Origin of the sequence: Phenylobacterium sp., assembly GCF_036963605.1 — a bacterium.
Lineage (GTDB): Bacteria > Pseudomonadota > Alphaproteobacteria > Caulobacterales > Caulobacteraceae > Phenylobacterium.
Map to the genome: position 1 here is coordinate 1 of NZ_JBALUY010000049.1, position 25,269 is coordinate 25,269.

At 68.1% G+C, this 25,269-nt stretch carries 28 protein-coding genes; 21 read left to right on the top strand and 7 right to left on the bottom strand.

The genetic code is table 11. The annotated features are described in order from the left end of the window. On the top strand, positions 1–232 hold a 232-nt coding region (locus V7702_RS10615; protein ID WP_335650083.1), incomplete at its 5' end, for a response regulator. Positions 233–238: 6 nt separating this feature from the next. On the opposite strand, the gene V7702_RS10620 is transcribed toward V7702_RS10615, so the two are convergent. Continuing rightward, complete coding sequence (locus tag V7702_RS10620) at positions 239–682, bottom strand: DUF1330 domain-containing protein (RefSeq protein WP_335650084.1); 444 nt, start codon at positions 680–682, stop codon at positions 239–241. A 179-nt stretch (positions 683–861) separates the two neighbouring features. Between V7702_RS10620 and carA the strand changes: the two genes are divergently transcribed. Beyond that, entirely contained in the window at positions 862–2,031 is a 1,170-nt protein-coding gene (gene carA, locus V7702_RS10625) for a glutamine-hydrolyzing carbamoyl-phosphate synthase small subunit (RefSeq protein ID WP_335650085.1), read from the top strand. On the opposite strand, the gene V7702_RS10630 is transcribed toward carA, so the two are convergent. The 3 genes from V7702_RS10630 to V7702_RS10640 all read right to left on the bottom strand — a co-directional run bounded on the left by V7702_RS10630 (position 2,028) and on the right by V7702_RS10640 (position 3,835). Further along, positions 2,028–2,756: an anti-sigma factor gene (locus V7702_RS10630; RefSeq protein WP_335650086.1), complete on the bottom strand. Its 729-nt coding sequence runs from the start codon at positions 2,754–2,756 to the stop codon at positions 2,028–2,030. The genes carA and V7702_RS10630 overlap by 4 nt on opposite strands. Further along, positions 2,753–3,304, bottom strand: coding sequence for a sigma-70 family RNA polymerase sigma factor (locus V7702_RS10635; RefSeq protein ID WP_335650087.1), 552 nt, complete (start codon positions 3,302–3,304; stop codon positions 2,753–2,755). The genes V7702_RS10630 and V7702_RS10635 overlap by 4 nt, the downstream gene beginning before the upstream one ends. A 120-nt stretch (positions 3,305–3,424) precedes the next feature. Further along, entirely contained in the window at positions 3,425–3,835 is a 411-nt protein-coding gene (locus V7702_RS10640) for a cupin domain-containing protein (protein WP_335650088.1), read from the bottom strand. A gap of 348 nt (positions 3,836–4,183) precedes the next feature. Here V7702_RS10640 and V7702_RS10645 point away from each other — a divergent pair, with 348 nt between their 5' ends. The 14 genes from V7702_RS10645 to pseH all read left to right on the top strand — a co-directional run bounded on the left by V7702_RS10645 (position 4,184) and on the right by pseH (position 17,815). Beyond that, entirely contained in the window at positions 4,184–4,390 is a 207-nt protein-coding gene (locus tag V7702_RS10645) for a cold-shock protein (RefSeq protein ID WP_293322384.1), read from the top strand. A gap of 234 nt (positions 4,391–4,624) precedes the next feature. Beyond that, positions 4,625–7,930, top strand: a complete 3,306-nt coding sequence (gene carB / locus V7702_RS10650; protein WP_335650089.1) for a carbamoyl-phosphate synthase large subunit — start codon at positions 4,625–4,627, stop codon at positions 7,928–7,930. 263 nt (positions 7,931–8,193) lie between these two features. Continuing rightward, the gene (locus V7702_RS10655) at positions 8,194–8,361 is read left to right on the top strand and encodes a hypothetical protein (protein ID WP_300575223.1); all 168 of its coding nucleotides are present in this window, start codon (positions 8,194–8,196) and stop codon (positions 8,359–8,361) included. Between the two features lie 121 nt (positions 8,362–8,482). Further along, positions 8,483–9,283: a glucose 1-dehydrogenase gene (locus tag V7702_RS10660; RefSeq protein ID WP_335650090.1), complete on the top strand. Its 801-nt coding sequence runs from the start codon at positions 8,483–8,485 to the stop codon at positions 9,281–9,283. 10 nt (positions 9,284–9,293) lie between these two features. Next, entirely contained in the window at positions 9,294–9,794 is a 501-nt protein-coding gene (locus V7702_RS10665; protein WP_305284513.1) for an AAA family ATPase, read from the top strand. A 148-nt stretch (positions 9,795–9,942) separates the two neighbouring features. Further along, a complete protein-coding gene (gene greA / locus V7702_RS10670) occupies positions 9,943–10,416 on the top strand; it encodes a transcription elongation factor GreA (RefSeq protein ID WP_300575229.1) in 474 nt (157 codons plus the stop codon). Positions 10,417–10,476: 60 nt separating this feature from the next. Then, a complete protein-coding gene (locus tag V7702_RS10675) occupies positions 10,477–11,457 on the top strand; it encodes a mitochondrial fission ELM1 family protein (protein ID WP_335650091.1) in 981 nt (326 codons plus the stop codon). A gap of 84 nt (positions 11,458–11,541) precedes the next feature. After that, positions 11,542–12,534, top strand: a complete 993-nt coding sequence (locus tag V7702_RS10680; RefSeq protein ID WP_335650092.1) for a class 1 fructose-bisphosphatase — start codon at positions 11,542–11,544, stop codon at positions 12,532–12,534. A gap of 113 nt (positions 12,535–12,647) precedes the next feature. Continuing rightward, on the top strand, positions 12,648–13,442 hold the full coding sequence (locus V7702_RS10685; RefSeq protein ID WP_335650093.1) for a phytanoyl-CoA dioxygenase family protein: 795 nt from the start codon (positions 12,648–12,650) through the stop codon (positions 13,440–13,442). Continuing rightward, entirely contained in the window at positions 13,439–14,170 is a 732-nt protein-coding gene (locus tag V7702_RS10690; protein WP_335650094.1) for a TylF/MycF/NovP-related O-methyltransferase, read from the top strand. Before V7702_RS10685 ends, V7702_RS10690 begins: the two co-directional genes overlap by 4 nt. Before the next feature lie 70 nt (positions 14,171–14,240). After that, positions 14,241–14,957 carry a glycosyltransferase family protein gene (locus V7702_RS10695; RefSeq protein ID WP_335650095.1) on the top strand — a complete coding sequence of 239 codons (717 nt, stop codon included), beginning with the start codon at positions 14,241–14,243 and terminating at the stop codon, positions 14,955–14,957. Beyond that, positions 14,954–15,985, top strand: coding sequence for a UDP-2,4-diacetamido-2,4,6-trideoxy-beta-L-altropyranose hydrolase (pseG, locus tag V7702_RS10700; protein WP_335650096.1), 1,032 nt, complete (start codon positions 14,954–14,956; stop codon positions 15,983–15,985). The genes V7702_RS10695 and pseG overlap by 4 nt, the downstream gene beginning before the upstream one ends. Before the next feature lie 76 nt (positions 15,986–16,061). Next, positions 16,062–17,249 carry an NAD(P)-binding protein gene (locus V7702_RS10705; RefSeq protein ID WP_335650097.1) on the top strand — a complete coding sequence of 396 codons (1,188 nt, stop codon included), beginning with the start codon at positions 16,062–16,064 and terminating at the stop codon, positions 17,247–17,249. Then, positions 17,249–17,815 (top strand): UDP-4-amino-4,6-dideoxy-N-acetyl-beta-L-altrosamine N-acetyltransferase, encoded by a 567-nt coding sequence (gene pseH / locus V7702_RS10710; RefSeq protein WP_335650098.1) that lies wholly within the window; start codon positions 17,249–17,251, stop codon positions 17,813–17,815. Before V7702_RS10705 ends, pseH begins: the two co-directional genes overlap by 1 nt. On the opposite strand, the gene pseI is transcribed toward pseH, so the two are convergent. Together pseI and V7702_RS10720 are read right to left on the bottom strand one after the other, a co-directional pair. Continuing rightward, positions 17,812–18,873 carry a pseudaminic acid synthase gene (pseI, locus tag V7702_RS10715; protein ID WP_335650099.1) on the bottom strand — a complete coding sequence of 354 codons (1,062 nt, stop codon included), beginning with the start codon at positions 18,871–18,873 and terminating at the stop codon, positions 17,812–17,814. The two genes, pseH and pseI, sit on opposite strands and share 4 nt — an antisense overlap. Before the next feature lie 56 nt (positions 18,874–18,929). Beyond that, entirely contained in the window at positions 18,930–19,181 is a 252-nt protein-coding gene (locus V7702_RS10720; RefSeq protein WP_335650100.1) for a hypothetical protein, read from the bottom strand. A gap of 77 nt (positions 19,182–19,258) precedes the next feature. Between V7702_RS10720 and trxB the strand changes: the two genes are divergently transcribed. The 4 genes from trxB to V7702_RS10740 all read left to right on the top strand — a co-directional run bounded on the left by trxB (position 19,259) and on the right by V7702_RS10740 (position 22,688). Continuing rightward, positions 19,259–20,260, top strand: a complete 1,002-nt coding sequence (gene trxB, locus V7702_RS10725) for a thioredoxin-disulfide reductase (RefSeq protein ID WP_335650101.1) — start codon at positions 19,259–19,261, stop codon at positions 20,258–20,260. A gap of 29 nt (positions 20,261–20,289) precedes the next feature. Further along, complete coding sequence (locus V7702_RS10730) at positions 20,290–21,588, top strand: UDP-N-acetylglucosamine 1-carboxyvinyltransferase (protein ID WP_335650102.1); 1,299 nt, start codon at positions 20,290–20,292, stop codon at positions 21,586–21,588. 69 nt (positions 21,589–21,657) lie between these two features. Beyond that, entirely contained in the window at positions 21,658–21,993 is a 336-nt protein-coding gene (locus V7702_RS10735; protein WP_335650106.1) for a GIY-YIG nuclease family protein, read from the top strand. 206 nt (positions 21,994–22,199) lie between these two features. After that, positions 22,200–22,688, top strand: coding sequence for a GNAT family N-acetyltransferase (locus V7702_RS10740; protein ID WP_335650103.1), 489 nt, complete (start codon positions 22,200–22,202; stop codon positions 22,686–22,688). Here V7702_RS10740 and V7702_RS10745 read toward each other — a convergent pair. Then, complete coding sequence (locus V7702_RS10745; RefSeq protein ID WP_335650104.1) at positions 22,685–23,821, bottom strand: cell wall hydrolase; 1,137 nt, start codon at positions 23,819–23,821, stop codon at positions 22,685–22,687. The genes V7702_RS10740 and V7702_RS10745 overlap by 4 nt on opposite strands. Positions 23,822–24,076: 255 nt before the next feature. On the opposite strand from V7702_RS10745, the gene nadA reads away from it, so the two are divergent. After that, positions 24,077–25,153, top strand: coding sequence for a quinolinate synthase NadA (gene nadA, locus V7702_RS10750; protein WP_335650105.1), 1,077 nt, complete (start codon positions 24,077–24,079; stop codon positions 25,151–25,153). Positions 25,154–25,269: the final 116 nt, after the last annotated feature.

Here is a 25,269-nt window from a genome sequence, read left to right on the forward strand (position 1 = left end):
TCTGGTCCTGATGGACCTGCGGATGCCGGTGATGGACGGGTTCGAAGCCATCCGCGCGATCCGCGCCCATGAGGCCGAGGCCGACGGGCGCCTGCCGATCATCGTGCTATCGGCCAATGCCGGACCCGAAGACCGCGAGGCCAGCGCAGAGGCCGGCGCTGACCGCCACATCGCCAAGCCGATCCGCGCCGAAACCCTGTTCGGCGCCATTTCCGAGGTGCTGGAGGGCTGAGCGACCCTACTCGCCGAACCCTTCGCCTGGGGTCTCGACCGGCGTCATGCGGATCAGGCGAGAGTCGGCGACCGCGGCCGTGCGGTGGGCGACCAGCACCTGGTATTCCGGATCGCGGACCATGGCGATGAAGGCCTCGGCGTTGGGATAGGCGGCGATGAAGGCCAGGTCCCAGGCTTCGTCCTGCGGCCCCGTCAGCGTCACCTGCGGCCGGCCGACCCAGACCTGCGCCCCGCCCAGGCGTTTGAAGATCGGCGCGGTGGTCCGGCCATAGGCCTGGTAGGCCTGCAAGCCCGTCAGCCCCTTGCCGTGATCGGGGTGATCCTCGGGATAGGCCGCCAGCGGCCTGAGGCGGACGAGGTTCAGCATGTGGACGGGCTCGTTCCTGGGCAGGGACTTGAACACCCCCCACGCTTCACGGTCGGGATCGATATGGCCAGGTTGCGACACGGCTTCCCCTTGCTTTTGGTGGTCTTCTGGGTGGAAAGCCTAGTCCGACGCGCTGGCGGGGTCACCTTGCATTGACCCGGGCGGCGGGACTCATTACCTACGCCGCCGTTTGCACGGCGGGCGGGTTCACCCTGGCCCGCCTTTTTGCGACCATAGCCCGCCCCTAATAGGAGTCCCCCATGACGAGCCAACTTCTCTCCGGCGCGACCGGCGTGCTGGTCCTGGCCGACGGGACCGTCCTGCAGGGGATCGGCGTCGGCGCCACAGGCGACGCCGTCGGCGAGGTCTGCTTCAACACCGCCATGACCGGCTATCAGGAGATCCTCACCGACCCCTCCTACATGGCCCAGATCATCGCCTTCACCTTCCCGCACGTGGGCAATGTCGGGACCAATATCGACGATGTGGAGCAGATGTCCGGGGCGGCCGAAACCTCGGCTCGCGGCGCCATCTTCCGTGGCGTGCCCACAGGTCCCGCCAACTGGCGCGCCGACTCCGATCTGGCGGGCTGGATGGCCCGGCGCGGCGTCATCGGCCTGGCCGGCGTCGACACCCGGGCGCTCACCCGCCGCATCCGCGAGCGTGGCATGCCCCACGCGGTGATCGCGCACGATCCCCAGGGCCGTTTCGACCTTGAGGCCCTTGTGGCCAAGGCGCGCCAGTGGAACGGCCTGGTAGGGCTGGACCTGGCCAAGGACGCCTCCTGCCTGCAGCCATTCACCTATGGCGAGGGGTTATGGAATTGGCCCGAGGGCTATGCCCAGCCGGCCCCCGAGGCGAAGTTTGAAGTCGTGGTCATGGACTACGGGATCAAGCGCAACATTCTGCGCGCCCTGACCAGCGTCGGCGCGCGGGCCACGGTGGTGCCCGCCGCCACCTCTGCCGAGGACGTGCTCGCGCGCAAGCCTCAGGGCATCCTTTTGTCCAACGGGCCAGGCGATCCCTCGGCCACCGGCGCCTACGCCGTGCCGGAGATCCGCAAGCTGGTGGACAGCGGCGTGCCGGTGTTTGGCATCTGCCTGGGTCACCAGATGCTGTCCCTGGCGCTGGGCGCACGCACGGTGAAGATGGACCAGGGCCACCACGGGGCCAATCACCCGGTGAAGGACCTGACCACCGGCAAGGTGGAGATCGTGTCCATGAACCACGGCTTCACGGTGGACCGCGACAGTCTGCCCGCGCCGGTGACGGAGACCCATGTCTCCCTGTTCGACGGCACCAATGCCGGCATCGCCCTGAAGGACCGGCCCGTGTTCTCGGTCCAGCACCATCCGGAAGCGTCACCCGGCCCGACGGACTCGCTCTACCTGTTCGACCGCTTCGCCACGATGATGGACGCCGCGCGCTAGATCTCGCCGAGGGCGCCGACGGCCGCCACAGGGCCGCTGGGACCAGGCTGGGGCGACCCACCCAGGGGCTCGACCGACACGGCCAGCTGAGAGCCCTCGTGGGCCATCTGGGACAGGGAGGCGTCCAAAGGCATGGTCTTGGCCGTGCCCGGCTCCACCATCCCGAGCGAGCGCGGCACGCCGTCCTCCGGCGGGATCAGCCACAGCTGGTGCACATGCAGGGGGTCGGTCCCCGGCGGCACGAGCGAAGTGATGATCAGAGCCTGACGCTGTGGGTCATAGGAGGCCACGAACAGGGCCTGCCCCGCCTCGGTGCTCAGGCTGGCGTTCAGCATGGGCGGAGCCGCCCTCGCCGGCGCAGGGATCACCACAGGCGGGCGGCCGCCCAGATAGACCGCCACCATCAGGCTGGCGGCGGCCAACCCCATGGCGCCCACCGTCGCGCCGCGCCAGAAGGCCAGGCGGCGCGCCAGTTGCGGCTTGTTGTCATTGACCGGCAGGGCGCGTGCGATCCGCGGCCAGACCTCGTCGGAAGGCGCAACTGCGGGAACTTCGCTGGCCAGGGGCCCCAGGCGCACGCGCCAGGCGTCGACGGCCTGGGCGAAGCTGGCGTCGCTGGCCATGCGGCGCTCGGCGGCGGCCCGCTCGGGCGCCGTCAGGACGCCCAGGGCGTGTTCGGCGGCCAGGGCTTCCGGCTCGGCCATTTCAGGACCCGTGTCGCTCATGGCTCCAGGCACCCTTTCAGCTTCATCAGCCCCCGCCGGATCCAGCTCTTGACGGTGCCGAGCGGCGTATCGAGCCGCTGGGCCAGGGCCTCATAGGTGACGCCTTCAAAGAAGGCCGTGCGGATGGCCTTCTCTGTCCGCTCGTCAAGCTCAGAGAGGCACTGCTGCAGGGCGCCGGCCCGCTCGGCCGATTCCAGCAGGGCGGTGGCGCTGGGCGCCGCGTCGGCGATCTCCATCTCGTCGATCTGTTCGGCCCGCGCCAGGGGGCCGCGGGCGCGCAGGCGATCGATGGCCCGGTTTCGGGCGATCGTCGAAATCCAGGTCATGACGCTGGCCCGGCTTGAGTCGAACCGGTCGGCCCGACGCCAGATGGTGACATAGACCTCCTGCAACACGTCCTCACTCTCATCCTTGTCGGAGAGGATACGCAGGCAGACGCCGAATAGCTTCGAGGAGGTGGCCTGGTAAAGTTGTCGCAGGGCCTCGCGATCGCCAGCGGCCACCTGAGCCATGAGAGCTGAAAGGTCGTCGGCGGTCACAGCGGGCACGGCGGCTCTTGGGTTCAGCGGATACGAGAATCTGCATCCTCCAACCTGCCCACCTGGGCGGGCCGGAGCAAGGCTGTTGCGCTGGAGGGCGAGGCAAGCCCCCTGGACGCGCGGCGAGGATCAGAAGTCGGTGGACGGAGCCTGTTCGATCAGGAGAACCTCTGCGGGCTCTACGCCCATGGCGCGCCCCGTATGCCACTGTCCAGCTGACTCCACGGCGAATTCGCCGGCCAGGATTTCCTGCTCGTCGCCGGTGACCAGGTTGGAGACCTGCAGGCGGCCCGACTTCACATAGATGTAGCGAAGGGCCGTGCGAGCGTTGTCGGGCAGGCTCTCGCCGGGCGCCAGGGTGGCCTGGACCACGGTCATGCGGACCTTTTCACCCACGACAGGGTCTTCACCCTGCGGCAGGGCCAGCGTCATGGGCGCCGGAGCGGCGGCGGCAAACGCGGGGGCCTGGCCGGGCGCGGCGATGGCCAGGGCCGGGATCGCCAGAAACGCGGCGCACACAGCAAGGGTTAATTTTCTCATAATGATCCTCCCTCATCCTGCCGTAGCACGCAGGGCGCCAAGCCCGCTAACCAATTTGGCGCAGCATGGGCGCCCAGAGAGCAACGCGCCAGAGTTCGGTGGCGGTCCATCAGAGACGGCGATCGACGATGACAGTCTCAAAGGACCGAGGGTGCTGGCCAGGCGGGGATTCAACTTGCGATTTCGCCGAAATTCGGCCAGTCTGGGCCTGTCAATCTCGCAAGGGCACGGTCGAACTCTCCAGCCTTATCCGGCCCCGGATTTGCTCTCCCGAACCCCCATCGATGCTTGATCCCCCGCGATGAAGGTTGCGGGCGGCTGACCGACCTCCAAGGACTGATACTCTCCATGTCTACCGGCACCGTAAAATGGTTCAACGGCCAAAAGGGCTTTGGCTTCATTACGCCTGACGAAGGCGGCCCGGACGTCTTCGTCCACATCTCGGCGGTTGAGCGCGCCGGGCTGCGGACCCTGAATGAAGGCGACAAGATCACTTTCGAACTCGAGCGCGACCGCCGCAGCGGCAAGATGGCCGCCTCCAACCTGCAGGTCTGAGCGCCCCAAGCCTCAGGCTTTAAGGCACAAGACTTTTCAGGGGGCCGGCGTGACAGCGTCGGCCCCCTTTGTCTTTAAGGCCCGGCGCCGCCCGCCGTGCACGGCCATTAACGGTGGCCGCGAAGGTCGCGCTTGCGCGCCTCCGACTCCGTCTCTAAACGGGCGACTTAACCTGCATTCTGACCGGTGTCGGGCGCGCTGATGTGCGCGGCCGTCCTTGCGCGCGGAAGAAACATGCCCAAACGCTCCGACATCTCCTCGATCCTCATCATCGGCGCCGGCCCCATCGTCATCGGCCAGGCCTGCGAGTTCGACTATTCCGGCGTCCAGGCCTGCAAGGCCCTGCGGGCCGAGGGCTACCGGATCATCCTGGTCAATTCGAACCCGGCCACGATCATGACCGACCCGGACGTGGCCGATGCGACCTATATCGAGCCGATCACACCGGAGATGGTCGAGAAGATCATCGCCAAGGAACGCCCCGACGCCCTGCTGCCGACCATGGGCGGCCAGACGGCGCTGAACACCGCGCTTGCGCTGGAGGCCTCCGGCGCCCTGGCCAAGTACAATGTCGAGATGATCGGCGCCCGGGCCGACGTGATCGACAAGGCTGAGGATCGCCAGAAATTCCGCGACGCCATGGACAAGATCGGGCTGGAAAGCCCGAAATCCAAGGCCGCCCATTCCATGGACGAGGCCCTGGAGGGCCTGGAGTTCGTCGGCCTGCCAGCGATCATCCGGCCGTCCTTCACCCTGGCCGGCACGGGCGGCGGCATCGCCTACAATGTCGAGGAGTTCCGCGAAATCGTCGAGCGCGGCCTCGACCTCTCGCCCACCACCGAGGTGCTCATCGAAGAGAGCGTGCTCGGCTGGAAGGAGTACGAGATGGAGGTCGTCCGCGACAAGGCGGACAACTGCATCATCATCTGCTCCATCGAGAACATCGATCCGATGGGCGTCCATACCGGCGACTCCATCACCGTCGCCCCGGCCCTGACCCTGACCGACAAGGAATATCAGTGGATGCGCCGCGCCTCGATCGCGGTGCTGCGCGAGATCGGCGTGGAGACCGGCGGCTCCAATGTGCAGTTCGCAGTGAACCCAGCCGATGGCCGCATGGTGGTCATCGAGATGAACCCGCGGGTGTCGCGCTCCTCGGCCCTGGCGTCCAAGGCCACGGGCTTCCCGATCGCCAAGGTCGCCGCGCGCCTGGCCGTCGGCTACACCCTCGACGAGCTGATGAACGACATCACCGGGGCGACGCCGGCCTCGTTCGAGCCGTCCATCGACTATGTGGTCACCAAGATCCCCCGCTTCGCCTTCGAGAAGTATCCCGGCGCCGAGGCGACGCTGTCGACCTCGATGAAGTCGGTGGGCGAGGTCATGGCTATAGGCCGCACCTTCGCCGAGAGCCTGCAGAAAGCCCTTCGCGGCTTGGAAACCGGCCTGTCCGGTCTCGACGAAATCGCCATCGAGAACGCCGATGACCCCGAGATGGGCCACGCGGCCATCGTCCGCGCCCTGGGCCAGCCGACGCCCGATCGCTTGCGGGTGATCGCCCAGGCCTTCCGCCATGGCCTCAGCGTCGAGGAGGTGAACGCCGCCTGTTCGTACGAGCCCTGGTTCCTGCGCCAGCTGCAGCATTTGGTCGCCGAGGAGGTGCGGGTGGCCCGCGACGGCCTGCCCGGCACGGCCGAGGCGTTCCGCGCCCTGAAGGCCCAGGGCTTCGCCGACGCCCGCTTGGCGGCCCTGACCCACACCACCGAGGCCGAGGTGCGCGAGCAGCGCCGCGCGCTCGGCGTGCGTCCGGTGTTCAAGCGCATCGACACCTGCGCCGGCGAGTTCCGCGCCGAGACGCCCTACATGTATTCCACCTATGAGACCGGCGCGCTCGGCCAGATCCCCGAGTGCGAGAGCGATCCGTCCGACGCCAAGAAGGCCATCATCCTCGGCGGCGGCCCCAACCGGATCGGCCAGGGGATCGAGTTCGACTACTGCTGCTGCCACGCGGCCTTCGCGCTGGCCGACATCGGCGTGGAGTCGATCATGGTCAACTGCAACCCCGAGACCGTCTCCACAGACTATGACACCTCCGACCGGCTGTATTTCGAGCCGCTGACCGCCGAGGACGTGCTGGAGCTGATCGAGGTCGAGCGCACCCGCGGGACCCTGCTGGGCGTCATCGTCCAGTTCGGCGGCCAGACGCCGCTCAAGCTCGCCAAGCCCCTGGAAGACGCCGGCATCCCGATCCTGGGCACCACGCCGGACGCCATCGACCTGGCCGAGGACCGCGAGCGCTTCCAGCAACTGCTGCACCGCCTGAAGATCGCCCAGCCGATCAACGCCATCGCCCGCTCCGACGAAGAGGCTTTCAAGGCCGCCCACCAGGTCGGCTATCCCGTGGTCATCCGCCCCTCCTATGTGCTGGGCGGCCGGGCCATGGAGATCATCCGCGACGACGAACAGCTGGCTCGCTATGTCCGCGACGCCGTGCAGGTTTCCGGCGACAGCCCGGTCCTTCTGGACCAATACCTGTCCCGGGCCACCGAGGTGGATGTGGACGCCATCTGTGACGGCGAGGCCGTCTTCGTGGCCGGGGTCATGGAGCATATCGAGGAGGCCGGCGTGCATTCCGGCGACAGCGCCTGCTCCATGCCGCCCTTCTCGCTGAAGCCCGAGACCATCGCCGAGCTGAAGCGCCAGACCGAGGCCATGGCCCACGCCCTGCAGGTCCGCGGCCTGATGAACGTGCAGTTCGCCATCGAAGAGCCGCACAGCGAAGCTCCGCGCATCTATGTGCTGGAGGTCAATCCCCGAGCCAGCCGCACCGTACCCTTCGTGGCCAAGACCATCGGCCGACCCCTGGCCGCCATCGCCGCCAAGGTCATGGCCGGGCGCAAGCTTTCCGAGTTCGACCTGGCCGAGGCGCCCTACGACCACGTGGCGGTGAAGGAAGCCGTCTTCCCCTTCGCCCGGTTCGCCGGGGTCGACACGGTGCTGGGCCCTGAGATGCGCTCCACCGGCGAGGTGATGGGCCTGGACTGGCGTCGCGAGGGCGAGCCGGATTCGTCTGCGGCGTTTGCGCGGGCCTTCGCCAAGAGCCAGCTCGGCGGCGGAACCATCCTGCCCAAGTCCGGGGCGGTTTTCGTCTCTGTGAAGGACAGCGACAAGCCGTGGATTCTGGAGCCTGTTCGCCTGCTTCTGGCCCAGGGCTTCACCATCCTGGCGACCAGCGGGACCTGCGACTATCTGGCCGAGAAGGGCCTGAGCGTGCAGCTTGTGAAGAAGGTCCTGGAGGGCCGCCCTCACATCGTCGACGCCATGAAAAACGGCGAGGTGAAGCTCGTCTTCAACACCACCGAGGGCAAGCAGTCCCTGTCGGACTCCTTCGAAATCCGCCGCACCGCCCTGATGATGAAGACGCCCTACTTCACCACCGCGGCCGGCGCCCTGGCTGCGGCCCAGGCCATCTCCGCCACGGCCAGTGACAGCCTCGATGTGCGGCCGCTTCAGACCTACGGCAGCGCCTGGGCCGGATAATTTTGCCGATGCCGTCAGAAATGGGGCGACTTTTCGCCCAAGATGACAAAACCTTGTTCGGATAAAGTTGACGTGGCCCTGAGTCAGGCGCAGGCTTTCCCCAGTCGCCTGACTTCGGCAGGCACGGGCGCTTACGGGCGGCCCAGCTAACAGTACGCGGTCGCCCGCAATGCAGCGTCTACCCGTGGAGATCTGCCGCAGTCGGCGTCGGACCCAGCCAGAGAGCTGAGGCCCGTAACCAAAGACTGTATAGGGAGCTCGTCATGCACGTCGACGAAGGCCACGAAACCCATCACCCCCGCCGCAAGAACCTGCTTCGCCGCTTTGAAGGCGTGACGGATCTTATGGTGGTCGCGCTGATCGTCCTGCTCGGCGGCGCCATGCTGTTTGGCCTGCTGACCGCCGGCGGCAGCCCGGCTTACATGCAATAGGCAAGACGGCGTGATCTGCGGCCGCTCCAGACCCGCTTCTGGGCGGCGCAGCCTTCCCTCCGGCCCGCCTGTAAGCTAGGCCCGTCGTACGGCGCGCCTAGACGCCGAACGGAGGGACATCATGACGGGACGGGTAGCGGGCAAGGTCGCCCTGGTGACCGGCGGGGCGAGCGGCATTGGCCGGTCCTGCGCCGAAAGGCTGGCGGCCGAGGGCGCCCAGGTGGTGCTGAGCGACCTCTCCGACGAGCAGGGGGCGCAGGTGGCCGGCCACATCATCGCCCGGGGCGGACAGGCCAGCTATCTTCACCACGACGTCACTGACGAGGCGGCCTGGATCGATGTCATCCGTCAGGTGCGCGAGGCGCACGGACGTCTCGATATCCTGGTGAACAATGCCGGGATCGGCCTGGGCGGCTCGGTGATCGAGATGAGCCTGGATGACTTCCGTCGCCAGATGGCGGTCAATGTCGAGGGTGTCTTTCTGGGGGTGAAGCACGGCCTGCCGCTGATGCGCGAAAGCGGCGATGGCGGCTCGATCATCAACATGTCGTCCGTGGCGGGCCTGAAGGGCGCCGCCTCCCTGGCCGGCTACTGCGCCAGCAAGGGTGCGGTGCGCCTGTTCACCAAGGCCGTCGCCCTGGAATGCGCCGGCGCCCAGGACAAGGTCCGGGTCAATTCCGTCCATCCGGGTATTATCGAGACGCCCATCTGGGACTCGATCATTGGCACGGGCGGCCCCGGCGCCAACGCCGCCCCGCAGCGCAGCGCCACCCTGGACGCCATGGCCGGCGCGGCCACGCCGCTCGGCTACAAGGGTGATCCCTCCGATATCGCGGAGGGCGTCCTGTGGCTGGCCAGCGCGGAGTCCCGCTATGTGACCGGGGCCGAACTGGTGATCGACGGCGGGCTGTCGGTCCGCTAAGTCGGCGCCCATGACCGCCACGCTGCATGTGATCTTCGGCCCCCAGGGCGCCGGCAAGTCCACCTACGCCAAGGACCTCGCCCGGCGCCTGCCCGCCGTCGGCTTCGCCATCGACGACTGGATGGGCCGGCTGTTTGGCCCCGACATGCCCGAGCCCCTGGAATTCCAGTGGATGATGGACCGGGTCGAGCGCTGCGAGGCGCAGATCTGGTCCACCGCCGCCGGCGTGCTGGCGGCCGGCGCCTCGGTGGTGCTGGACCTGGGTCTTATGCGGCGCAGCGATCGCCAGCGGGTGGCCGAGATCGCCGAAGCCGTGGAGATTCCGCTCCAGTTCCACTTCGTCACAGCCCCGCTGGAGGTTCGCCGCGAGCGGGTCCTGGGCCGTCAGGAAGTGGCCGGCGAGGGCTTCCGCCTGCTGATCACGCCGGAGATGTTCCACTTCTCCGAGAAGGTCTATGAGGCGCCGGACGCCGACGAACTGGCCGGCTGCATGGTCAGCGAAAGCGCCTGAGGCGTCCTTCGGGACTCTTTTGCCTGAACGGGATCGAAGCCTGCGGCACTTGCGTTTCGCAGCGCACACTCATATCGTCTCACCCCCGGACGTTGGCGCCCGCGGCCGGAGAATTCCCTTAGGCGCACTACTCGAGTCCTCACCCGCCATGGAAAAAGTCCCGATGACCGTCGGGGGCTATCAAGCTCTCGATGAAGAACTGAAGCGTTTGAAGACTGTCGAGCGGCCGTCTGTAATCTCCGCCATTTCCGAGGCGCGAGAGCACGGCGACCTGTCCGAAAACGCGGAGTACCACGCCGCCAAGGAGCGGCAAGGCTGGATTGAAGGCCAGATCGCCGACATCGAGGACAAGCTCGCCCGCGCGCAGGTGATCGATGTCTCCAAGCTGTCCGGCAAGCAGGTCAAGTTTGGCGCGACCGTCTCCATGGTCGACGAGGACACCGAGGAAGAAGCCCGCTACCAGATCGTCGGCGAACATGAGGCCGACGTGAAGGCCGGCCGCATCTCGATCTCGTCCCCCATCGCCCGGGCCATCATTGGCAAGGAGATCGGTGACGTGGTCGAGGTGAACACCCCAGGGGGCGTCAAGTCCTATGAGGTTCTCAAGGTCGACTGGGTCTGAGCTTAAGCCCTGGCCGGTTCGGATCTCGGATCTGAACCGGGCGGCGGCGGCCAATCGCCCGTGACTTCAGCCCCCACTCCTTTGCGCATCTGGGTCGTTTCGGACGGCCGCGCAGGCATCGAGAACCAGGGCCTGGGCCTGGCCGAAGCCATCGCCCGACAACGACCCATTGACCTCAGCATCAAGCGGATCGGCTGGCGCGGCGTCTTTGGGCGGCTGCCCTGGTGGATGACCCCCGCACCTCTTCGCCTGCTGGCCGACGGCCACGGGATCACACCGCCCTGGCCTGACATATGGATCGCGGTGGGGCGGGCCACCCTGCCCCTGTCGCTGCGGATGCGCCGCTGGAGCAAGGGCCAGACCCTGGTGGTCCAGCTCCAGGACCCCCGCGCGCCCCCGGCCGCCTTCGACCTGGTCATCCCACCCAAGCACGATCGCATGCGCGGCGACAATGTCTTCCCCATCCTCGGCTCGCCTCACCGGGTCACGCCTGAACGCCTTGCGGCCGACCACAGACGGTTCGCGGCGCAGATCTCGCCCCTGCCCCACCCCCGTGTCGCGGTCTTGATCGGCGGCAAGTCCAAGGCCTTCGACATCTCGCCGGAACGGGCCGCGGCCCTGGCCCACGAGATCGAGCTGCCGGTCTCACAGGACGGCGGGTCGGTGATGGTCACCTTCTCGCGCCGCACCCCAGAAGCGGCCAAGGCGATCCTCGCCGCGCGCCTGCGTCACCTGCCCGGCATCGTCTGGGACGGTTCGGGCGACAATCCCTATTTCGCCTTCCTGGCGGCGGCCGACTACATCCTCGTCACCGAGGAATCGACCAATATGACCACCGAGGCGGCCTCGACCGGCAAGCCGGTCTTCATCCTGAAGATGGAGGGCGAGAGCCTGAAGTTCCGCCTGTTCCACGAGGAGCTGGAGCGCCTGGGCGCCGCGCGGCCCTTCGGCGGCGCTTTCCATAGCTGGACCTATCCGCCCCTGGTCGAAACCGATCGCGCCGCGAGCGAAGTGCTGCGCAGGTACGACGACCGGGCGTAGACCGGGTGGACAGGCTGCTCCAGGCGCGTTACCCGCGCCACCGACCACAGGGACGCCTGTGGCCGAGACCCCAAGAGGTATGACGTGAGCACGACCACCCTGGCCGCCCATCTGTCCCAGCCGACCATCCCGCCGCGCCTGGCCGAACTGATCAGCGCCGTGGCGGAGGGCTGCATGGAGATCAGCGCCCAGGTCCGCCGCGGCGCCGCCGGCCAGATCATGGGCGCCCTAGGCAGCGAGAACGTCCAGGGCGAGGTACAGCAAAAGCTCGATGTGCTGTCCAACGATATCCTGCTGAACCTGTGCGCGAAGGCCGAGGGCTTGAGCGCCATGGCGTCGGAAGAGATGGAGACCGTCCATCCGGTGCGCGAGGTCGGCCCGGACGGCGGCTACCTGCTGCTGTTCGACCCCCTGGATGGGTCCAGCAACATCGCCGTCAACGTCTCCATCGGCACCATCTTCTCCATCCTGCCGACCCCGGCCGACAGCGCGGGCCGGGCCGTGACTGAGGCCGACTTCCTGCAGCCCGGCCGCCATCAGGTCGCCGCCGGCTATGTGGTCTATGGACCGCAGACCCAGATGGTCCTGACCCTGGGCGACGGCGTCTGCGCCTTCACCCTCGATCCCGACTGCGACGACTGGGTGCTGACCAATCCGGCCATAGCCATTCCCGCCGAGACCAAGGAATTCGCAATCAACACGGCCAACACCCGTCACTGGGCCGCGCCGGTCAGTCGCTATGTGGAGGAATGCCTGGCGGGCGTCGAAGGGCCTCGAGGCAAGGACTTCAACATGCGTTGGGTCGCCTCCATGGTGGCCGACGTCCACCGGGTGATGAGCCGCGGCGGGGTCTTCATGTACCCCTGGGACAAACGCGAGCCGAACCGACCGGGCAAGCTGCGCCTGATGTACGAAGCCAACCCCATGGCCCTGCTGGTCGAGCAGGCCGGCGGCGCGTCCTTCGACGGGACCGGCGACACCCTGGACGCCCCCGTCACCGGCCTGCACCAGCGCGCTTCGGTGATGATGGGCTCGAAGGCCGAGATCGCCCGGCTCCGGGATTATCACGCCGCCTGAGGGAACCCTGCGCCCCTCGCCTCGGGCGCCTTGCCGCAGGGGGTTTACGGTTAACAGTTGATTAGACGGCGCGCCCTAGCCTTGCCCGGTCGTTTCAGCGCCGGAGCCCTGCCGTGACCACCCCGCCCCTCGTTCAGGAGCTGAAGGGCCTGCTGCCCGCGCCGCTCGTGGCCGAGGCGCTGGAGACCTTCAAGGACATGCTGCGCGCCCGGGGCGCGGACGCGCAGGACGACATCGACGCCTTGGTCGATGCGCTGCGGACCTCGGATCGCGCCGCCCTGGGCGAGGTCTATGACGCCATGCGCGAGACCGACGTCTTCCGCCGGATCGTCACCTGCGAGCCCCTCCGCCAGGCCGCCCAGGCCATGACCGGCGCCGCGCGGCTGCACAGCCCGTTCCAGCACGCGGTCTTCCGCATGGACCTGGCCGGCGAGCCGTGGCGCGGCTTCGACTGGCATCAGGACTATCCCTACAACATGCTCTGCGACCGCTCGGTCACAGCCTGGACGCCGCTGACCCCGTCCGGCGCGGCCAATGGCGGGGTCGATGTGGTCGAAACCGCCGAGGCCCGGCTCTATCCGGTCGAGGTGCGCCTGAAGCGGGACGCGGCGGGCCGGCCCCTGGGCACGCGCGACGCCTTCATCGCCCGGGACTTCCATCCCGAATTCGAGGCTCAGAGCCGCAAGCCTGAGCTCCAGCCGGGCGACGTGCTGATGTTCCACAACACCGTGCCCCACCGCTCCGGCTACAATCCCGGCCCACGGCACCGCTATTCCATCCAGGTCCGGTTCGGCGACCTGCTTGCGCCCGAGGTGATCGCGCGCGGCTGGCGCAACCGCCGGGCTGACGGGTTCGAGGCCTTTGCGGCCCTGCGCCCGGACCTGATCGCTTCCGAGGAACGCCCATGACGACCGCCCCCAAGATCCCCGCCGACGAGACCCTGCGCAACCTGCTCAAGGCCCACCTGGACGATCACGACCTGATCGCCAACCTGGCCTCCTTTGGCCGGCGGATGCACTTCATGAAGGGCTTCGCCCACTACGAGGTCTTCAAGCTGATCGAGGACATGCCCGGCGATATCGTCGAATGCGGGGTCTACAAGGGCGCCTCGCTGCTGACCTTCGCCCGCTTCCTCGAAACCTTCAGTCCGGGCGACCGCACCCGCAAGGTGCTGGGCTTCGACCACTTCCGTGGCCTCGCCGACCGCTCGGAGAAGGACGGCCTGGACGCCCGCGTCGGCAACACCGCCGAGGGCTGGAACCCGGCCCAGTTCCGCGACACCCTGTTTTCCCTGGTGGACGCCTTCAACGCCGACTCCTTCGTGCCCCAGCGGCCGCGGGTCGAGTTGATCGACGGCGATGTGAAGGAGACGGCGCACGCCTATGTGGCCGAACATCCCGGCCTGCGCATCGCCCTGCTGCACCTGGACATGGATCTCTACGAGCCGACGCTGGAAGCGCTGAAGGCCTTCTGGCCGCGCATCCTAACCGGCGGCGTCGTCCTGCTGGACGAATACGCCATCCGCGAATGGCCTGGCGAGAGCGAGGCCCTGGAGGAATTCTTCGACGGCGCCCCGCCCCGGATCGAGAAATTCGGCTGGGCGTCGGCGCCGGGCGGATTCTTCGTCAAGGAATAGGCTGCCCGTCACGCACGACGGCGCCTTGCCGCCGCAATGGGGTCTATCTTGCGCGCACAGGAGCGCACGATTGATTCTCGCCATTCTCCAGGCTCGCCTGAGCTCAACCCGTCTGCCGGGCAAGGTGCTGATGCCCCTGGCGGGCGCGCCCATGCTGCTGCGCCAGATCGAGCGGACGGCCCGGGCGCGGCGCATCGACCAGATCGTGGTGGCGACCAGCGTCGAGCCCAGCGACGATCGGCTGGTCGAGACCCTCGAGGCCGCGGGCCTGGCCGTCCATCGCGGCCCCCTCGACGACGTTTTGGCCCGTTTCGTCGGCGCCCTGGACACCTGGCCGGCTGACCATGTGGTGCGGCTGACCGGCGATTGCCCGCTGATCGATCCCGGTGTCATCGACCAGACCATCGATCTGCACCTGAGCGAAGCGGCCGATTACACCCACAACCGCTACGACCCGTCGGGCTATCCCAAGGGCCAGGACGTGGAGGTGATCTCCGCCGAGGCCCTGCGGCGGAGCGCGCAGCAGGATCACAGCCCCGAGGCGCGCGAACACGTCACCTGGGCCATCCGCAACGCGCCCTCGCGCTACCGGATCGCCCGCCTGGACCCGCCGGTGGACGAGGGCGAGGTCCGCTGGACCGTCGACACACCCGATGACTATGAGTTTGTCCGTCAGGTCTATGACGGGCTCTACCTGGCCAATCCGGCCTTTTCCTCCGACGACGTGCGCAGCCTTGTCCGCGCCCGGCCGGAGCTTGCGACCTTTGGCGGAGAACGACGCCTATGACCCCTAGGGTCCTTTTCATCGTCAACGCCGGCCCCGAGGTCGGCGGCGGGCATGTGATGCGCAGCCTGACCCTGGCTGCGGCCCTGACCGAGCGCGGCGCCCAGTGCCAGTTCCTGGCCGACGCCAGCGTGGAGGCCATCCTGGCGGCGTTTGCGCCGGACCTGCCCCGGCGCGCGGTGGCGTCCCTCGCCCCCGAGGCGCTGGTGGAGGCCGCCGCGGCCTTGGCCTTCGAGGCCGTGGTGTTCGACCACTATGGCCTGGCCCGGCCCGAGCACCAGGCTATCGCCGATGGCCGACCCGCGGTGGTGATCGACGACCTTGCCGACCGCCGCCTGGGCGGCAGCCTCGTGCTGGACTCCGGCCCCGACCGGACAGACGCCGACTATCGGGGCCTGACCGAGGGCGCGCGGCTGATGCTTGGCCCCCGCTATGCGCCGGTTCGCCCGGCCTTCGCCGCCCTGCGCAACGAGGCCCTGGCCCGCCGGTCCGAGCCCCTGCGCCGGGTACTGGTCTCCATGGGCCTGACCGATGTCGGCGGGATCACCAGCCAGGTAGTCGAGCGGGTACGTCGGCGGTTTGGCGACACAGAGCTGGATGTGGTGGTCGGCGCCGCCGCCCCCAGCCGCAAGGGCCTGACCCGCATCGCCGCCCACGATCCCCGCCTGACTCTGCATGTGGACACCCCGCACATGGCCGAGCTGGCCACCGCCGCCGATCTGGCCATCGGAGCGGCGGGCTCGGCCATGTGGGAGCGCTGTGTGCTGGGCCTGCCCAGCGTCGTCGTCACCCTGGCCGACAATCAGCTCGCCGCCGCCGCAAGCCTGGCCAAGGCCGGCGCCGTGCTGGCGGTGGACGGGCGGGCGCCCAGCTTCGAAACCGACTTCGACCGGGCGCTGACCCGGCTGTTCGTCGACGACGCGCTGCGCCAGGGCCTGGCCGAAAAGAGCGCCGAACTTTGCGACGGCCAGGGCGCCAACCGGGTCGCCGAGGCCTTCTGGCCCCTGCTGATTCAGTCCGCGACCGTCTGACGCAGCGGCCTTAACCGAGTTTTTCGACCTTGGCCTTCATCTTGGCCGTTCACATGCGGGTCGGGGAGGCCAGGGCATGACCAAGGTTCGGATTATCGGCGGGGGCCTGACCGGCATCCTCGCCGCCTTTGAAGCCCACCGTCTGGGCGCCCGCGAGATCATCCTGGAAGACGCCCTGGACCGCCTCGGCGGCTGGAGCCTGCCGCGGGTCAGCCACGGGGTGGAGCTGCGCGACGGCGAGTTCGCCTTTGGCGCCGCCCAGGACCCGATCCGTCGGGCGCTTGAGTGGCACGGCGTCGCCTTTGACGATGTGGACCTGCACGTGGGCGCCGTCAGCCCCTCGCCGTCTGGCCCCCTGGCCAGCTGGAGCGCGGGGCCGGTCCTGACATCCTCCGCCAAGACCCCCTGCCAGGATCGGGCTGAAACCTTGAATGACCTGCTGCGCGCCTATCCCCGCGCCGCGGCTGACCCGCTGGCCCACTATTGCCAGTGGCGGCTTGGGGTCTGGCTCGACGAGATCCACGCCAGCGCCGCCCCGGCCCTGGGCCTCGATCAGGTGCGCCTGGTCAGCCCCGGCGAAGCGGCTGTCCCCAATGTGTCGGCTCCATTGAGGGGCGCGACTCCGCGCGATGGCCTGAACGGCCTGTTCTCCGCCGCCAGCCGCGCCCTGGCCCGGCTGGGGGTCCAGATCCGCCTGCACAGCCTGGTGTCGCCGCGGGAGGCCGCCATGTCGCGAACCGCCGACGAGATCGTGGTCTGGGCCGCTGATCCCCTGCCCCTGTTTGACCTGACCATCCAGCCTCGCCCGCGCCTGATCGGCGAGCGGGTGGCGAGCTACGTCTACCGCGCCCGCATCGAAGCCCCCCTGCCCCTGACGATCCGCAACTACACCGCAGAGGGCAAGATCAGCGCCCTGCGCGTTTATGAGAGCCGGGGCGAGACCCTGGTCAGCATCGAATGTGTCGACGAGGTGGGCGACGCCGAGCTGAGGGCCGAGGCCCTTCGCCTGCTGGGGCCGTTCGCCCGCCGGCCGATGATGCTGGAGGCCTGCCTCCTGACCAATATGCGCACTCGCTTCACCTGCCCCTCCACGGAAGCCGTGACCCGGCTGGCCCGCCTGGAAGGCGAGCTCGACCGCCTCCACAAGGGCCGCTTCCTGGTCGCTGGCTGGGAGTCAGCCGATGCGCCGGCCCGGATCTCGGCCCTGGCCGATCGCCTCGGCGCGGTGATGGGCGCCAGCGACGCAGTCAGCGCGGTGGCCTGATGTCAGGGCCGCGGGTCGAGCTGCGCGATGTCACCGACGGCGATCGCGACCGGTTGCGGGACTGGCGAAACCAGCCCGACGTCGCCCAGTGGATGTACACCGACGCGGTGATCGGACCCGAAGATCACGCCCGCTGGTTCGCCGCCGCCCTTGCCGACCCGTCGCGTCGCTACTGGATCATCGAACTGGACGGCGAGCCCGTAGGCCTGGCCAACCTCGCCGACATCTCGCCGGCCAACCGCCGGTGCGCCTGGGCCTACTACCTCGCCTCGCCCGCCGTGCGGGGCAAGGGCGTGGGCGCCTATGTGGAATACTGGATGATCGAGCACGTGTTTCGCACGCTGGGCCTCGCCAAGCTCTGGTGCGAGGTGCTGGTGGAGAACGAGGCCGTGTGGAAGCTGCATGAATCCTTCGGATTCCGCCGCGAAGCCCTGCTACGGCAGCATGTATGGAAGAACGGCGAGCCCCGCGACGTGGTCGGCCTGGGGCTTCTGGCGCAGGACTGGACGGCCGTGCGTGAGGCCAGCCGCGAGCGCCTTCGCGCTAAGGGCTACGCCCTGGACTAGGCGCCTTCGAGCATGTCCCAGGACATCGGCTCGCCACGCTTCAGGTCCCGGGCCGCCACGCGCCCGATGACCGCGTCGCGATGCTCTGGCGCGAGACCAAGACCCGGGCGGATGGACCGCACGTCCGACGCTGTAATCGCTGCGCCAGCCTTCACATCAGCGGCCACATAGATCGAGCGGCGGAACTGGGCGTTGGCCCGTTCGGAGCCCAGCAGGTCGTATTGGGCTTGGCCGAGCGACTCCCAGGCCGAGCGGGCGTCGCTGACCAGGGCCTGGAACTCAACCGGCTCCAGGGAGAAGGCCGCGTCGGGGCCGCCGTCGGCACGCGCCAGGGTGAAGTGCTTCTCGATCACGCAGGCGCCCAGCGCCACCGCGGCCACGGCCGCCGCCGTGCCCGGCGTGTGGTCTGATAGGCCGATGGGACAGCCGAACCTCGCCGCCATGTCAGGAATGGTGCGCAGGTTGGCGTCGGCGAAGCTCGCCGGATAGCTGGACACGCAGTGCAGCAGGATCACGCCGCCGGCCCCGGCGGCCAGGGCCGTGTCCCGGGCGGCCTCGATCTCGGCCAGATTGGCCATGCCGGTGGAGATGATCAGGGGTTTGCCGTGGCGGGCCGCATAGGCGATCAGCGGAAGATCGACGGCCTCGAACGAGGCGATCTTGTAGGCCGGCGCATCCAGGCCTGCGAGCAGGTCGACCGCCGTCTCATCAAACGGGCTGGAGAACAGGATCACCCCCCGGGCGCGGGCCCGTTCGAACAGGGCCGGATGCCATTCGTAGGGGGTCTGGGCCTCCTGATAGAGCTCATGCAGGCTGCGACCGTCCCACAGGCCGCCGTGAATGCGGAACTCCGGCCGGTCCACATCCATGGTGATGGTGTCGGCGGTATAGGTCTGGATCTTGATGGCGTCGCAACCGGTGGCCGCCGCCGCATCGATCATGGCCAGGGCCCGGTCCAGGTCGCCATTGTGGTTGCCCGACAGCTCGCAGATCACGAACGGGCGGCAGCCAGGGCCGATCGGGCGGCCGGCGATCTCGATAGGGTGCTGGTCGGACACGAAGCGCTCTTCCCGTGGTGACGCCCTTAGTCTAGCGCGCGCCTCGAAACAGCGCGTTAACTCTGAGAACGGTCGCCCTTGCGCGCCCGCGAGACCCCGAACGCAGCGCCCAGCCCAAGACCAAAGGCCGTGCCCAGGGCAAGGCTGCCAAAGGCCGCGCCCGTGGCGGCGCCCAGAGCCACACCGACGCCCAGCCACTTTCCGGTGGTTCGCAGGTCTGTCCGGCTCGGCGTCCCCGGCGGAGGATTGTCGGTTTGCGGGGCTGGGGTTTGCGGCGGCAGGGGCGGTGTTGTGAGGCTGTCGGTCATGGCGGCCAAACGCACGGCGTCGCGGCTTGTTGCGCGCACGCCCTCGCACTGCGCGGAATCTTCTCTAAATAGAGGCCATGTCCGAGCCCCGCACCACACGCTGCCTCATCCTTGGGTCTGGCCCCGCCGGCTATACCGCCGCCATCTATGCCGCCCGCGCCCTGCTCAACCCCGTCATGATCGCCGGCATCCAGCCTGGCGGCCAGCTGACCATCACCACCGAGGTGGAGAACTATCCGGGGTTCGCCGAGGCGATCCAGGGGCCCTGGCTGATGGAGCAGATGCAGGCCCAGGCCGCCCATGTGGGGACCGAGATCATCAACGACATTGTCGTCGAGGCCGACCTCTCCAAGCGTCCGTTCCGCCTGGTGTGCGATTCCGGCGACGTCTGGCTGGCCGAGACCCTGATCATCGCCACCGGCGCCCAGGCCCGCTGGCTGGGCCTGGAAACCGAGGAGAAGTTCAAGGGCTTCGGCGTCTCGGCCTGCGCCACCTGCGACGGCTTCTTCTATCGCGGCAAGGAGGTCGTGGTGGTCGGCGGCGGCAATACGGCGGTCGAAGAGGCCCTGTTCCTCACCAACTTCGCCTCCAAGGTCACCCTGGTTCACCGGCGCGACGAGTTGCGGGCCGAGAAGATCCTGCAGGAGCGCCTGTTCGCCCATCCCAAGGTCGAGGTGATCTGGGACAGCGCCATCGACGAGGTGCTGGGCGAGGCAGATCCCCTGGGCGTCACCGGCGTGCGGCTGAAGAACGTCAAGACCGGCGAGACCCGGACGATCGACTGCGCCGGCGTCTTCGTGGCCATCGGCCATGCGCCGGCCTCGGAGCTGTTCAAGGGCCAGCTGTCCATGGATTCCGCCGGCTATCTCGACGTGAAGGCCGGGACGGCCACCACCGAGATCGAAGGCGTCTACGCCGCCGGCGACGTGACCGACGACGTCTACCGCCAGGCGGTGACCGCGGCCGGCATGGGCTGTATGGCCGCCCTGGAGGCGGTCCGCTTCCTGGCCGAGGAAGACCACCGCAAGGCGCACCATCCGATCAGCCACGCCGAAGCCGAGAAGATCGGCGTCTGGTAGGCGCCCCTGTGACCGACTAACGAGGGCCCATGACCAATCTGATCGTACGCGGGGGTCGCCCCCTGCGGGGCGAGATCACGCCCTCCGCCAACAAGAACGCCGTCCTGCCGGTGCTGTGCGCCACCCTGCTCAGCGACGCGCCCCTGGTGCTGCACCGGGTGCCGGACATCACTGACGTGCGCAAGATCCTGGAATTCTTCCAGGCCCTGGGCAGCCAGGTGGACATGGACTACGCCACCGGGACCCTGCGCCTGCACCACGGCGAGAACCTGAGGGCGCAAGGGGCGCACCTGCCGCTGGGCATGCGCTCCTCGGTGATGCTGATCCCGGCCCTGCTGCACCGGTTCGGCCAGGCCAGCCTGGAGGACGAGGCCAAGGGCTGCACCCTGGGCGCCCGGGAGATCGACCCCCACCTGGAGGTCTTCGAGGCCTTCGGCGCCCGGGTCGAGACCCGCGAAGGCGCCATCCTGATCTCCACGCCAGACGGCTTCCACGCCACCCGCCACTGGCTGGACTACGCCTCGGTGACAACGACCGAGAACTTCGCCATCTGCGCGGCCACCGCCAAGGGAACCTCGCAGCTGGTCAACGCCGCCTGCGAGCCGCACGTCCAGGAATTCTGTCGCTTCCTCATCCAGATGGGCGCCAGCCTCCAGGGGGTCGGCGCCTCCACCCTGACCATCGAGGGGGTCGAGAAGCTGGGGGCGACCACCTTCACCTTCCAGGACGACTTCCACGAGGTGGCGACCTTCCTGGCCATGGGCGCCATCACTGGCGGCGACGTGGCGGTGCGCAACGGGGCCTCGGAATCCTTCCCCCTGATCGACCGCACCTTCTCCAAGTTCGGCGTCGAGGTGGAGCACAAGGACGGCTGGTCCCGCGCGCGCCTGGATGGCCCCCTGCATGTGCGCCAGCCCTATACGAGCCACATCCTGCAGAAGGTGGAGGCCGCCCCCTGGCCCTATGTGCCCGCCGACCTGCTGCCGATCTTCATCGCGCTCGGAGTCCGCGCCGAGGGCTCGGTGATGTTCTGGAACAAGGTCTATGAAGGCGCGCTCGGCTGGACCTCGGAACTCGCCAAGTTCGGCGGCCACGCGGTGCTGTGCGATCCCCACCGGGTGATCACCTATGGCGGCAAGCCGCTGTTCCCCGCCCAGGTGGAAAGCCCCTACATCATCCGGGTCGCCATCGCGCTCTTCATGCTGGCCGCCAGCATCGAGGGCAAGTCGACCATCCTCAACGCCGCCCCGATCAAGCGCGCCCACCCCAATTTCGTCGAGAACCTCAACGCCCTTGGCGCCGACGTGGAGTGGGTCCTGGGGGACTGAGGCGCCTTAAATCCCGTCGTCCTCGGGCTTGATCCGAGGACCCATGACCACTGGAGTTCGACGGTGTCCATGGATGCTCGGGTCAAGCCCGAGCATGACGGATTGGGGGAGAACGTGCGGCCGTATCCCGCCGTCTACATGATGAGCAACCGGCGGCACGGCACGCTCTATATCGGCATGACGGCGGCCCTTGCCCGGAGGGTGTGGGAGCATCGCGAAGGCATCTATCCGGGTTTCAGTCAGACCTATGGCCTCAAGCGCCTCGTCTGGTACGAGCCGCACGACCTGATTTCTGAAGCCATCCGCCGGGAGAAGGCGCTGAAGCACTATCGCCGCGACTGGAAGATCGACTTGATCGAAGCGGTGAACCCCGATTGGGACGATCTGTATCCAGGCCTAGTCTAACCGCCGCCCATTCGAACTGGAGTTTGCCGGTGTGCATGGATGCTCGGGTCAAGCCCGAGCAAGACGGGGGGAAGAGGCGGTGTGGCGGCCGTGTCCAGCCAGGCGCACCCCCCAAGTCCGTCGTCCTCGGGCTTGACCCGAGGACCCATGAACACTGGAATCTGACGGTGGTCACGGATAGCTCGGTCAATTGATAGGAAGCAACTTTGATCCGACACGCCCGCGCCGCCGACCATGCCGCCATTCGCGCGGTGAACCTGGCCGCATTTCCTGAGCCCGCCGAGGCCGATCTGGTGGAGCGGTTGCGCGCCGACGGGGACGTAGTGTTCGAAATGGTCGCCGAGGATCAGGGCGCGATCGTCGGCCACATCCTGTTCAGCCGGCTGTGGGCCGACAGCGCCAACCTCTATGTCGCCCTGGCGCCCATGGCTGTGCGGCCCGAACACCAACGCCAAGGCCTCGGCTCGGCCCTGGTGCGGGGCGGGCTGGAGTTCTGCAAGGAGTGCGGCGCCCATGGCGTCGTGGTTCTGGGCCATCCCGATTATTATCCACGCTTCGGATTTTCCGCCGAAGCCGCGGGCAAGATCCGTTCGCCCTATGCCGGGTCGCCGGCCTTCATGGCCAAGGCCTTCGAAGACGACGCCTTCGACGCCCCCCTCACCCTGGCCTATCCGGACGCCTTCAACGGCCTTTAGTCGGTGGGACCGGCCGCGGGCGCGGCTTCCCGCTCGGCGTCCAGTTCAGCCTCCACCTGGGCCAGCCGTTCGTTGATCTGCTGGATTTCTTCCGGCGTCGGCTGGCGGCGGCTGGGGGTCAGGACGCCGGCCACCCGGGTTTGGGCCTCGCCGGCTTCGGGGGCCGCCACCTCATAGGTCCGGACGTCGCCGGCCAGGTCCAGGGTCACCTTTCGGCCCGGCGCGATCCCCTGCCCGCTGGGATTGAGCAGGCCCTGGGTTCGGGCGTCGATCCCGCCGAGGATCGCCACGGTCAGGTTCTTTTCGCCGCCCACATAGCGGCTGGTGAAGGCCGGCGGCTCGCCCATGGGGCCAGTCCAGCGATAGAAGATGTGCGCCCCCACCTTGGTCATCTTCACCAGGGTCGGCGCCCAGTAAGGCGCCACATAGTCAGCGTGATAGTGGGTCGCAGACCCCACATTCTCCTCCACGAAACCATCCAGCGCCTCGCTGGCCACCGCCTCCACCTGACGCCACAGCCAGGGCTCCGGGGCCCAGGTCAGGGAGCCGTCGCAGGTGAAGCTGAACTGACAGCCGGTTCGCCTAGCCGAGCCCTGAAAGACCACGCCGCAGACCGAGTTGGGATAGGCCGGGTGGCGCACCCGGTTCAGCACCACCTGGGCCACCGCCCTCTGGCCCTCCGGCGGCTCGCGGGCGGCCTCATAATAGATGGCCTGGCTGAGGCAGCGCAGGGCCTGGGCGCGATCCTGCCGCGAGGCCCGCAGGATGAAGGGCTCCATCGGATTGATCGGCAGATCGGCGAAGGGCTTGAGCGCATTGATCTCGCGGGCCGCCATGTCGAAGGCTGTGCCGAAGCCCAGCGTCGGCAGGGTGGCGAGGTCATAGGTTTCCCACCCCTTGACCCGACCCCAATAGTCCGTGGCGGGGGCTGGGTCGTGGCGCCGCGCCAGGGCTAGCATCGCCGGATCCATGTCGGCGCTCAGCCGGCGCAGGCCCTCGTCCGAGAGATTGCGGGCCACGGTCGCGAGACCGGCGGCCCGACCATCGTTGAGGGGGCGGTCATAGCTGGTGAGGCAGCCGCTCAACGCGAGCGTCGCAACGAACAGGGCGACGGAGCGTAGGGGCGCGATCAAGGTGGAGGGTCCTGTGGAGTCCGCGGGAAATCCTCCCGCGCCGGGCAAGCTATAGGCGACATGAAGACGGCGAAAAAGCGGGCGAACTAGGCCATTGCGAGCTTGAGCGCTTGCATCGGGGTTCCAAGGGTCTATATCTGTGACAGACGAGTTATGCTCTGAGTGAGCATATCGGAGGCGCCTCGCCGAAACCCAAGCCCGGAGGCGTCTTTTTTGGGCCAGAGAAATGCTCATCATGAGCATAAGGAGGACGCCATGGCCGCAGACGGTTTTGCTCCGCTCGCCTTCACCCCCGAAGTCGAAGCCGAAACCCAAGCGCTTTGGGAGCGGGTCAAGAAGCACGTCACCCCCATGGAGTGGCGGCTGCAGGCTCCGCTGATCGCCGAGATCAACCGCCTCAAGCGGGAGAAGAACGCCGTCATCCTGGCCCACAACTATATGACGCCCGAAATCTTCCACGGGGTCGGCGACAGCCTGGGCCTGGCCAAGGAGGCCGCCCGGTCCGACGCCGCCATCATCATCCAGGCCGGCGTGCACTTCATGGCCGAGACCTCCAAGATCCTGTCGCCGGACAAGCGCGTGCTGATCCCCGACCTGCGCGCCGGATGCAGCCTGGCCTCCTCCATCACCGGCGAGGATGTCCGGCTGATCAAGGCCCGCTATCCCGGCATTCCGGTGGTCACCTATGTGAACACCACCGCCGACGTGAAGGCCGAGACCGATGTCTGCTGCACCAGCGCCAATGCGGTGCAGGTGGTGGAGCATGTGGCCAAGGAATGGGGCGTCGATCGCGTCATCCTGATCCCCGACGAATTCCTCGCCCGCAATGTGGCGCGCCAGACGGACGTCAAGATCATCGCCTGGCAGGGCCGCTGCGAGGTGCATGAGCGCTTCGAGGCCCAGGACATCCTGGACCTGAAGGCCGCCTATCCGGGCGCCCAGGTTCTGGCCCACCCCGAATGCCCGGCCGAGGTGCTGGAGGTTTCGGACTTCGCCGGCTCGACGGCGGCGATGAACGACTATGTGCTGACCAAGAAGCCCAAGCAGGTGATCCTGATCACCGAATGCTCCATGGCCGACAATGTCGCGGTGGACGCCGTGGACACCGAGTTCCTGCGCCCCTGCAACCTCTGCCCGCACATGAAGCGGATCAGCCTGGAGAACATCCACGAGGCCCTGGTCAAGGAGCAGTACGAGGTGTTCGTGGACCCGGTGATCGCCGACCGCGCCCGACTGGCGGTGCAACGGATGATCGACCTGCCGCCCCCGGCCGTTCCGGCCCGCTATGATCTGGTCAAGGCTCGCCACCATGTGGACGTGGAGCTGATCTGATGGCCCACCGCACCCAGCACGACGGCGTTCTCGTCGTCGGTGCGGGTCTGGCCGGCCTGTCGGCGGCCCTGGCCGCCGCCCCCCGCAAGGCCCTGGTCCTGACCGGCGCGCCCCTG